The organism is Allobosea sp. GW821-FHT10B12, assembly GCF_059415545.1.
The window spans coordinates 120,145-129,258 of record NZ_JBWKNL010000011.1 but is presented as its reverse complement, the minus strand read 5'-3'; the positions used below and the strand labels follow the sequence as shown (position 1 = coordinate 129,258).

12 protein-coding genes are annotated in these 9,114 nt (G+C 67.4%); 4 read left to right on the top strand and 8 right to left on the bottom strand.

Annotated features, from left to right (window positions below):
- Positions 1-96: 96 nt before the first annotated feature.
- Entirely contained in the window at positions 97-1,020 is a 924-nt protein-coding gene (locus tag AC07O0_RS26985; RefSeq protein WP_494627398.1) for a glutaminase, read from the bottom strand.
- Between the two features lie 131 nt (positions 1,021-1,151).
- Between AC07O0_RS26985 and AC07O0_RS26980 the strand changes: the two genes are divergently transcribed.
- On the top strand, positions 1,152-1,901 hold the full coding sequence (locus tag AC07O0_RS26980) for a proteasome-type protease (protein ID WP_494627397.1): 750 nt from the start codon (positions 1,152-1,154) through the stop codon (positions 1,899-1,901).
- On the opposite strand, the gene AC07O0_RS26975 is transcribed toward AC07O0_RS26980, so the two are convergent.
- The 4 genes from AC07O0_RS26975 to AC07O0_RS26960 all read right to left on the bottom strand — a co-directional run bounded on the left by AC07O0_RS26975 (position 1,902) and on the right by AC07O0_RS26960 (position 4,324).
- A complete protein-coding gene (locus AC07O0_RS26975) occupies positions 1,902-2,486 on the bottom strand; it encodes an ankyrin repeat domain-containing protein (RefSeq protein WP_494627395.1) in 585 nt (194 codons plus the stop codon). It lies immediately after the preceding gene.
- Between the two features lie 493 nt (positions 2,487-2,979).
- Positions 2,980-3,498 carry a molybdopterin-dependent oxidoreductase gene (locus AC07O0_RS26970; protein ID WP_494627393.1) on the bottom strand — a complete coding sequence of 173 codons (519 nt, stop codon included), beginning with the start codon at positions 3,496-3,498 and terminating at the stop codon, positions 2,980-2,982.
- A gap of 119 nt (positions 3,499-3,617) precedes the next feature.
- Positions 3,618-4,109, bottom strand: a complete 492-nt coding sequence (gene tsaA, locus AC07O0_RS26965) for a tRNA (N6-threonylcarbamoyladenosine(37)-N6)-methyltransferase TrmO (RefSeq protein WP_494627391.1) — start codon at positions 4,107-4,109, stop codon at positions 3,618-3,620.
- Between the two features lie 8 nt (positions 4,110-4,117).
- On the bottom strand, positions 4,118-4,324 hold the full coding sequence (locus tag AC07O0_RS26960) for a TOBE domain-containing protein (RefSeq protein WP_494627389.1): 207 nt from the start codon (positions 4,322-4,324) through the stop codon (positions 4,118-4,120).
- 114 nt (positions 4,325-4,438) lie between these two features.
- On the opposite strand from AC07O0_RS26960, the gene modA reads away from it, so the two are divergent.
- The 3 genes from modA to modC are packed head-to-tail and all read left to right on the top strand — an operon-like array spanning position 4,439 to position 7,028.
- On the top strand, positions 4,439-5,245 hold the full coding sequence (modA, locus tag AC07O0_RS26955; RefSeq protein WP_494627388.1) for a molybdate ABC transporter substrate-binding protein: 807 nt from the start codon (positions 4,439-4,441) through the stop codon (positions 5,243-5,245).
- Complete coding sequence (modB, locus tag AC07O0_RS26950) at positions 5,242-5,940, top strand: molybdate ABC transporter permease subunit (RefSeq protein WP_493684610.1); 699 nt, start codon at positions 5,242-5,244, stop codon at positions 5,938-5,940. Before modA ends, modB begins: the two co-directional genes overlap by 4 nt.
- Complete coding sequence (modC, locus tag AC07O0_RS26945) at positions 5,937-7,028, top strand: molybdenum ABC transporter ATP-binding protein (RefSeq protein ID WP_494627386.1); 1,092 nt, start codon at positions 5,937-5,939, stop codon at positions 7,026-7,028. The genes modB and modC overlap by 4 nt, the downstream gene beginning before the upstream one ends.
- Before the next feature lie 4 nt (positions 7,029-7,032).
- On the opposite strand, the gene AC07O0_RS26940 is transcribed toward modC, so the two are convergent.
- The 3 genes from AC07O0_RS26940 to AC07O0_RS26930 form a co-directional block, all read right to left on the bottom strand.
- Entirely contained in the window at positions 7,033-7,431 is a 399-nt protein-coding gene (locus AC07O0_RS26940; protein WP_494627384.1) for a winged helix-turn-helix domain-containing protein, read from the bottom strand.
- 26 nt (positions 7,432-7,457) lie between these two features.
- The gene (locus tag AC07O0_RS26935) at positions 7,458-8,093 is read right to left on the bottom strand and encodes a pyridoxamine 5'-phosphate oxidase family protein (protein ID WP_494627382.1); all 636 of its coding nucleotides are present in this window, start codon (positions 8,091-8,093) and stop codon (positions 7,458-7,460) included.
- 84 nt (positions 8,094-8,177) lie between these two features.
- Entirely contained in the window at positions 8,178-9,005 is an 828-nt protein-coding gene (locus tag AC07O0_RS26930) for a phosphogluconate dehydrogenase C-terminal domain-containing protein (protein ID WP_494627381.1), read from the bottom strand.
- Positions 9,006-9,114: the final 109 nt, after the last annotated feature.

The window sequence follows — 9,114 nt, the reverse complement described above, 5'->3', positions numbered from 1 at the left end:
CCCCCCCCCCCGGTCGCGACCGGGCCGGCGAAGGGCTGAATAGCTATTTGCTTTGCGCGCTTTCCGTTCGACCGTGCCGGTCGAACGGAAAGCGCGCTAGAACACCGACCAGCCGGTGCGCTCGACCAGACGTTCGAGCGCGATTGCACCGACATGCGAGGTACCGGCGGCATTGAGCCCGGGCGACCAGACCGCGATCGCCGCCTGCTTCGGCACGATGGCGAGGATGCCGCCGCCGACGCCGCTCTTGCCGGGCAAGCCGACCTTGAAGGCGAACTCGCCCGAGGCGTCGTAGTGGCCGCAGGTCATCATCAGCGCCTTGACGCGGCGGGCCCGCGCCGGGCGGCAGACCATATCGCCGGTCAACGGATCGATACCGTCGCCGGCGAGGAACAGGCCGGCGCGCGCGAGCTGGGCGCAGCTCAGACTGAGCGCGCATTGATGGAAATAGACGTCGAGCACCTCGGCCACCGGGTTCTTCAGATTGCCGAAGGCGCGGATGAAATTGGCCAGGCTGGCATTGCGGAAGCCGGTCTGCGCCTCCGAACCCGCCACCTCGTCATCGATCGACACCGATCGATCGTCGGTACGCTCACGCAGGAAGGCGAGAATCTCGGCGGCCGTCTTCTTCGGCGTCCGGCCGGTCAGCAAGGCATCGGTGACGACCAGTGCCCCGGCATTGATGAACGGATTGCGCGGCACGCCGCGCTCCTGTTCGAGCTGGACAATCGAATTGAAGGGCGAGCCCGACGGCTCGCGCCCGACCCTGTGCCAGAGCCGGGCGCCGATTCGCTCCAGCGCCAGCGTCAAAGTGAAGACCTTGGAGATGCTCTGGATCGAGAACGGGACGCCGGCATCGCCAGCTTCGGCGCGCTCTCCGGTACAGGTGACCACGGCAAGGCCGAAGCGACGCGGATCGACTCGCGACAGCGCCGGAATGTAATCCGCCACCTTGCCGCCGCCGATATGCTCGGCCATGTCCTCGTGAACGGACGCGACGATGTCCGACAGGTTGCGCATCTCGAACTCCGCCGCTGCCTAGTTTGGCCATTCGACCTTGGCATTCGGCCGCCGACGCCGCAATCGCGGCAGCGGGAGCTTGGCAAAGTCCCAGCCGCTGCGCATGCTGCGCCCGTGCTGGGGAGCCGCCCATGACCTATTGCCTCGGGATCCTGCTGCCATCCGGCCTGATCCTCGCCTCCGATTCCCGCTCCAGCGCCGGCGTCGACCAGATCGCCGTTGTGAAGAAGCTGGCTCTGTTCGAGGTGCCGGGTGAGCGCGTGATCGCGATCCTCTCGGCGGGGAACCTGGCTACGACACAGGCCGTGATCACCATGATCCGGCAATACACCAGGCATAAGCAGGACAGCGCCGCGGGCGGCGAGAACCGCGACATTCTGGCGGCGCGCACCATGTTCGATGTGGCCCAGATCGTCGGCGGCGTGCTGCGCGAGGTGCTGCGCGCCAATCGCGCCTTCGTCGAGCCCTATGGCGATCCCAACGGCTCCTTCCTGGTCGCCGGCCAGATCGCCGGCGAGCCGCACCGGCTTTTCCAGGTCTATTCGGCCGGCAATTTCGTCGAGGCCTCCGGACGCACCCAGTTCCTCCAGCTCGGCGAGACCAAATACGGCAAGCCGATCCTCGACCGGGCACTGCAGGAGGCCAGCGGCCTCGATGAGGCGGCCAAGCTCGCGCTGCTCTCCTTCGACGCGACGGTGCGCTCCAACCTCTCGGTCGCGCCGCCGATCGACCTTTTGCGCTACGAGGCCGACAGCTTCTCGACCCGGCATCTCGCCAAATACGACAGCAATCACCCCTATTGGGCCGATATGCGCCAGCGCTACAGCGACGGGCTGACGGCGCTGGTCGCGAGCCTGCCGGCGCCGGATTTCCCGGCCTGACTACTGCAGCAACGCGACCATCGCCGCATAGCCGCGGCGGCGGGCGTGTTCGAGCGGCGTCGTGCCTTCGCGATCGGCAAGGTCGCGACGCGCACCGGCGGTAACCAGCGCCTTCACCGTCTCGACATGGCGCGGCCCGCCATTGCCGAGGATCACCGCCTCGATCAAGGCGGTCCAGCCGAGATTGTTGACATGGTCGAGCGGCGCACCGGCGGTGATTAATTCGCGCACCACACCGTCATGGCCGAGATGGGCGGCCGCGATCAGCGCCGTGCCGCGATAGGGGCTGGTGATCGCGCGTGGGTCGCCGCCGATGGCGAGCGCAGTGCGCATCGTCTCGATGTCGTCGGCGACGGCCGCGATCGTGATCGCGTCATAAGCCTGACCGTCGAGGGCGCGGGGATCGGCGCCGGCCTTGACGAGTTCGCGCATCGCCTCGCGCTGGCGAGCATGGGCGGCGACATGCAGCGCGGTGCGGCCCTGGCCATCGCGGACCTCGAGCCCGCCGCCGGTCGCGACCGCTTGCCGGAGAGCTGCGAGGTCGCCGCGATGGGCCGCAAGATGCAGCCTGCCATAGGCGGACACTTCGGCCGCCGACGGCGGAACCTGGGCAGTCGCGGCCCCGCTCACGCTCAGAATACCAGCGACGACCAGGCTCAGAAACGCGCCTCGGCAAACGTTCTCCCCGCGTCGTTTCGTCTCAGCCATCTGCTGGCGCCCCTCAATTTCGTCCGATCGGCGCGAAAAAACGCAACTTGCTCAAAATAGGGTCAGCTTTGCTGTCCCTTCCCCCTTGCGGGCTGGGCCGGGTCGCCCTATCTCCTGTGCACCGCAGCAGAGATGCTGTGGCGCCCTCCTTGGGCGTTTCCTCCCTAGACTTGGGCCTGCGCTCCGGCGTGGGCCTTTTTCTTTGCGCGGAAGGCTAGCGCGGCTTACCGCCGCCAGACAACAGCGGCTCTTCGTCAACGGGAGCGAATCTCTGAATCGCACTCGCCCGACCGGCCGCATGGTGTCGATCCAGTTTTGGTCACAGCATCGGCTGCTCTCGGAAAGCGGCTGCCGCTTTCGGTCCGATGCTCTAGCGAAACTCGATTCTCGCCAGCCCCCGCACACTCCGGGCGCCGCGCTTGTCGCCAGGCACGATGAGGCGCAACCCGTCCCGATCGGACAATGCGCGCCCGTCAACCCGCTCGGCCACCATCACCGCCCTGCCTCCCAGGTCAGGGATGATCTCGCCCAGCGAGAAGGCGACGGAATAGCCGTCTCGACCGGTGACGACGAATGTGCGCTGAAGATCAGCGTGGGACGATGGTTGCTTGGTCAGGCCGAGGCTCAACAGGACCTCCCACAGCAGGACACCTTCGAAGCGACCGCTCTGCTCGCCTTTCGACGACAGGAAAGCGACGGACTGCTCGATGCGAGGAAGCCTGCCGAGACTGGCCGGCCCGAGCTGTGCCCTGGTCCCTCCCGAATCCGTGATCTCCAGGTTTGGCCCCGGACCTGGCCTGTCACCTGAGCCTGCCTCCTGCCCTGACACCGGCGCGCAGAAGATGAGCGCGAGGCCGACCACGATGACGCCGCAACGCCGGATGAGCATATCGACACCTCGCAATATCCGTTCGGATATTACGCTAGCGGCTCGAAACGGCATTTCCAATAGCCGCGCCGACGCCGGACCACGTTTGGGCAGGCCCGGCCACACGCCTGAATCCGAAGCTAACCAACCTCATAGTCACCCGGTTGCGGCGGGGCGATCGGCGTGAACAGGCTTCGGTCGGGCTTCAAGTCGAGCAACGGCGTGCCGTCGAGGCAATCGAGGCCGCGGACCGAGAGGATGGTCCCCTCACGCGAAACGAAGGTCGCTATCGAGGTCCCGATCGGATTCGGCCTCACCGGCGAGCGCAAGGCGAAGGTGCCATGGGTCTCACCATTGTTCGCCGGGCTCTGGCGCACCAGGTCGCGCCGCGACTCGTGCAGCCAGTAGAGCACTTCCAACCGTTCGAAAGCCTCGATGCCATCGAGCGCGGCATCCCAGGGCGCGAACAGCTCGATCGTGCAGATCGGCCCGTCGGCCCGGCCCTGGCGCGGGCAGGTCAGGCGCGAGGTCCAGGGCGTATGGATGCGGCCGATGAAGGTCAGGCCCGCATCGGTCGCCGCTGGCGGCTGGACTGCAACCTCGGCCCGGCGAATCTCGTTCTCGCGAACCATCGCAGCGGTCAGTCGATCGCGATCATCACGTCAGAGGCCTTCACCACGGCATAGGCTTTTTGCCCGACGGTGAGCTTAAGCTCGTCGACCGCAGCATTGGTGATCGCCGAGGTGACGATGGCGCCGCCGACATCGAGCTTCACATGGGCGGTGGTCGCGCCCTTCACGATCTCGACAATGGTCCCCTTGAGCTGGTTACGGGCGGAAATCTTCATGCTGGTCTCCTCGATCTGACAAGCTCGCGAGTCCGCGTCAGGCAGACTCGACCTTTGGTCGCTCGCCGTTATATTCGGCCGCACATAGCGACAGCAACCGCAGCGAGGACCCTCATGCCGTCGAACCGCCGAAACGTTCTGGGTTTTACCGCCGCGCTGCTGATCGGCGTCGCCTCCTTCACCGGCCCTGCCCTCGCCCAGAGCAAGGAACTGGTGATCTTCGCCGCCGCGAGCCTGAAGAACGCGCTCGACGAAGCCGCAGCCAACTGGGTCAAGGAAAGCGGCAAGCCGGCGCCGAAGATCTCCTATGCGGCGAGCAATGCGCTGGCGAAGCAGCTCGAAAGCGGCGCGCCGGCCGATCTCTTCCTGTCCGCCGATCTCGACTGGATGGACTATGCCCAGCAGAAGAACCTGGTCGTCAAGGAGAGCCGCGTCAGCCTGCTCGCCAACCGGATCGCGTTGATCGCGCCCTCCGACGCCAAGACCACGGCGACGCTGGCCCCGGGCGTCGACCTCTCGGCCGCGCTCGGCCAGGGCCGGCTCGCCATGGGCAATGTCGATTCGGTGCCGGCCGGCAAATACGGCAAGGCGGCGCTGGAGAAGCTCGGCGGCTGGGACAAGGTCAAGGACAAGGCGGCTCAGGCCGACAATGTCCGCGCCGCGCTGCTGCTGGTCTCGCGCGGCGAGGCGCCGCTCGGCATCGTCTACACCACCGACGCCGCCGCCGACCCGAAGGTCAAGGTGATCGCAACCTTCCCGGAGGATACGCACCCGCCGATCATCTACCCGGTCGCCATCACCAAGGATTCCGCCAACCCCGATGCGCAGGGCTTCCTCACCTATCTGCGCGGCAACGGCGCCAAGGCCAGTTTCGAGAAGCAGGGCTTCACGGTCCTGAACAAGCCCGCCTCCTCATCGTGAGCGACTGGCTGACGCCGGAGGAATGGACAGCCGTCCGCCTCAGCCTGATCGTCGCGACCACGGCCATGCTGGCGAGCCTCCCCTTGGGGCTCGCCATTGCCTGGCTGCTGGCGCGCGGGCGCTTCTGGGGCAAGTCGCTGCTCGACGCGGTCATCCATCTGCCGCTGATCCTGCCGCCGGTCGTCACCGGCTACCTCCTGCTGATCGGCTTCGGTCGGCGCGGGCCGATCGGCCAGTTCCTCTATGACTGGTTCGGCATCGTCCTCTCCTTCCGCTGGACGGGCGCCGCGCTCGCCTGCGCGGTAATGGGCTTTCCGCTGATGGTGCGAGCCATCCGCCTCTCGATCGAGGCGATCGACCGCAAGCTCGAGGATGCCGCGGGCACGCTCGGCGCCGGCCCGTTCTGGGTCTTCCTGACGGTGACGCTGCCGCTCGCTCTGCCCGGCATCCTCGCCGGCATGATCCTCTGCTTCGCCAAGGCGATGGGCGAGTTCGGCGCGACCATCACCTTCGTCTCCAACATCCCCGGGGAGACGCAGACCCTGCCCTCGGCGATCTACACCTTCACCCAGGTGCCGAATGGCGATGCCGGCGCGATGCGGCTGACCCTGATCTCGATCGCGATCTCGGTCGCGGCGCTGTTCGCGTCGGAATTCCTGGCGCGGCTGGTCGGCCGGCGGATCGCCGTCGAATGAGCGCGGTCATCGAGGTGTCCGTGGCGCATCGACTGGGCGCCTTCGCGCTCGATGCGAGCTTCGCTTCGGACGGGCGGCTGACGGCTCTGTTCGGTCGTTCCGGCTCGGGCAAGACTTCGCTGGTCAATGTGATCTCCGGCCTGATCCGGCCGCAGTCCGGCCGCGTCGTCATCGACGGGCGGGTGATGGTCGACAGCGCCGCCGGCATCTTCGTGCCGAAGCACAGGCGCCGGATCGGCTATGTCTTCCAGGAGGCGCGGCTCTTCCCGCATCTTTCGGTGCGGCAGAACCTGCTCTATGGCCACTGGTTCGCGCCGAAGGCGGAGGATGGCGGCAGCAAGCTCGACGACGTGCTCGATCTGCTCGGCATCGGCCATCTCCTGCAAAGGCAGCCGGGCGCGCTCTCCGGCGGCGAGAAGCAGCGCGTCGCGATCGGCCGCGCTCTGCTGGCCAAGCCACGGCTCCTTCTGATGGACGAGCCGCTCGCCTCGCTGGACGAAGAGCGCAAGGCCGAGATCCTGCCGTATATCGAGCGCCTGCGCGACGGCTTCGGCATCCCGATCGTCTATGTCTCGCATTCGATCGCGGAGGTGGCGCGGCTCGCCACCCATCTCGTCATCCTCGACCAGGGCAAGGTCTCGATGAGCGGGCCAACCGCCGAATTGATGTCCCGGCCGGACGTGCCGATCCTCTCTGCCTCGGCGGAGGCCGGCGCCATCCTCGACGCACGTGTGCTGCGGCATGAGCCGGAGCATGGCTTGACCATCCTGGAGACCGCCGCCGGCCCGCTGCAGATCGCTCGGCGCACTGTGCCGGAAGGAGCGATGCTGCGGGTGCGCATCCTCGCCAGCGACGTGATGCTGAGCCTCAAGCCGCTCGACGGGATCAGCGCGCTCAACGTCCTGCCCGGACAGGTCTCAGCGCTCGGCGCCCGGCATGGCGATGGTGGCGCGCTGGAAGTGCGGCTCGACTGCAATGGCGCCGGCCTGCTCGCCCGCCTCACCGTGAAATCGGCCGAACAGTTGCAGCTCGCGCCTGGCAGCCCGGTTTACGCGGTGATCAAGAGCGTCTCGATCGATATGCCGTGAGCGCTCAGGCCTTCCTGCCGGGCTCGCGCGCGGGGGCCGTTGGTGAAACCGCGGCGCGCAACGCAGCGATCTCGGCTGCCCCCGCTTCCAGCGTCTTCGCCTCGATCGCACGGTAATTCGCGACGATCTCTCGCCCGAGCGGTGTCAGATGGGCGCCGCCGCCCTTGGCGCCGCCGGGCTGCGCCTCGACCAGCGGCGCACGGAAGATGCGGTTGAGATCGTCGACCAGCAGCCAGGCACGGCGATAGGACATCTTCATCGAGCGGCCGGCAGCGGAGATCGAGCCGGTCTCGCCGATCGCCTCCAGCAATTGCACCTTGCCGGGGCCAAGGCGCCCACCCGGGGTGAAGTCGAGCCGGAAGCTGAAGCGCGTCGCCGGCAAGGACTGGTCAGCCTTCGACAAGGTCGGCCCTCCACGGCCGCGCGCGCTCAATAGAGCCGCGTGCGGTAGGCCTCTTCCAGATTGGCGTCGGCTTCGGCGGCGTCGACCGCCCTGGTCTGCTCGGCGACGATGCGGCCGAGCGTCGGGAAGCTCGAGCGCTCGACCTGCGCTTCCTGAGCCCAGAGCTTCGAGCGGAGCAGCGCCTTGCCGCAATGGAAATAGGCCTCGTCGACCTCGACGATCAGGCCGAGCTTCGGCGCCTTCTCCTGCATGGCCATCGGCTCCAGCAGCTCGGCGTCGGTCGTCATCCGCGCTCTGCCATTGACGCGCAGGGTCTCGGTGATCCCCGGCACGAAGAAGACCAGGCCGACGCCCGGCGAACTCAGCACATTGCGGAAGGAATCGATCCGGTTGTTGCCGCGCCGGTCGGGGATCAGCAGCGTCCGCTCGTCGAGGACCTCGACGAAGCCCGGCCCGTCACCACGCGGACTGGCATCCACCCCGCCCTCGCGGTCGGCAGTGGCCAGTACGAGAAAGGGCGAAAGCGCAATGAAATCGCGGCAGAACCTGTCGAGCCGGTCGAGCACCTTCTTCTGCACGACCAGGGACTCCTCGCCGACGATTGCGCGCAGTTGGGCTGCATCATCGACCGTCGTGCCCGGCTTCTGGCTGATCGCATTCATCTGACGTCTCCGAAGGCATGCCGGCCCCAGCCGGCGAAGGACGCATAGCATGGCTTCACGGTCGACCGAAGCCTCGGCACAACCTCAGGTGATACGCCGGACGCTGTCGGCGATCTCCTCCGGCTCGAACAGGCGCTTCCAGTCCGGCCGCAGGATCGTTTCCTTGCCGAAGACGATCGCCTTGTTGCAGGCGTCGGAGAACACGCCCTGGACTTCGCCGAAGGTGACCGCCGCCAGGATGTTCATATGGCCGAGCAGGAAGTCGCGCGCCGCCTCGCGCGGCACGCCGCGGGCGATCGCCTCCTCCATCGCCTCGCGCATCGCATCGAGCAGCGTGGCGCAGACGGTTTCCGACAGCCCGGGCTCGAGGATCGCCATCTGCTCGACGGTGACGCGGTGCGAGCGCATCACCGGCGCCCAGATCGCACGCGCCACCTCCTCGCCAACAGCGTAATGCGCCTCCGGCCCTTGCATCAGCGCGTTGACGATGTGCTGCTTGGCGGCGATGCCGCCGAAATGGTCGGCCCGCGCAGCCTCCTCGGTCTCGTCGTTGAAGATCGGCGGATGGCAGGGATGGGTGACGAAATAGGTGATGTCGGCACGCTCGGGCAGATGGCCGGCATGCGGCGCCGCGGCATCGAGGATGACGACGATCGTCCCGGCCGCCAGCTTCGGCACGAGGTCGGCAGCCACCGCGCCGACGGCGGTATCCGGCACCGCCAGGACCACGACCTCCGCGCCTTTGATCGCCACGTCCGGCTCGACGCAGTCCGCACCGAAGGCTTCGCGGATGCGCTCCTGGCCGGCCGGGCTGATCTCGACATGGCGGGTCTCGAAGCGCGAGCGGGCGAGATTGCGGCCGAGCCGCATGCCCATCTTGCCGCCGGCACCGAACAGTGCGACCACCGTCATCGTCGTTCTCCCGCGTCCGCGCGCCCGTTGCCGACGCTGTCCGCCAAGCTGGCAAGGCTTTCCGCCGATCGTCAACGCCGCCGTCCCGCTGGTTGCGTGCGCCTGTTGT

What these genes read in the sequence shown, in the direction of transcription:
- AC07O0_RS26985 (WP_494627398.1), bottom strand. Translation starts at nt 1,020, where the DNA reads ATGCGCAACCTGTCGGACATCGTCGCGTCCGTTCACGAGGACATGGCC.
- AC07O0_RS26980 (WP_494627397.1), top strand. Translation starts at nt 1,152, where the DNA reads ATGACCTATTGCCTCGGGATCCTGCTGCCATCCGGCCTGATCCTCGCC.
- AC07O0_RS26970 (WP_494627393.1), bottom strand. Translation starts at nt 3,498, where the DNA reads ATGCTCATCCGGCGTTGCGGCGTCATCGTGGTCGGCCTCGCGCTCATC.
- tsaA (WP_494627391.1), bottom strand. Translation starts at nt 4,109, where the DNA reads ATGGTTCGCGAGAACGAGATTCGCCGGGCCGAGGTTGCAGTCCAGCCG.
- AC07O0_RS26960 (WP_494627389.1), bottom strand. Translation starts at nt 4,324, where the DNA reads ATGAAGATTTCCGCCCGTAACCAGCTCAAGGGGACCATTGTCGAGATC.
- modA (WP_494627388.1), top strand. Translation starts at nt 4,439, where the DNA reads ATGCCGTCGAACCGCCGAAACGTTCTGGGTTTTACCGCCGCGCTGCTG.
- modC (WP_494627386.1), top strand. Translation starts at nt 5,937, where the DNA reads ATGAGCGCGGTCATCGAGGTGTCCGTGGCGCATCGACTGGGCGCCTTC.
- AC07O0_RS26935 (WP_494627382.1), bottom strand. Translation starts at nt 8,093, where the DNA reads ATGAATGCGATCAGCCAGAAGCCGGGCACGACGGTCGATGATGCAGCC.
- AC07O0_RS26930 (WP_494627381.1), bottom strand. Translation starts at nt 9,005, where the DNA reads ATGACGGTGGTCGCACTGTTCGGTGCCGGCGGCAAGATGGGCATGCGG.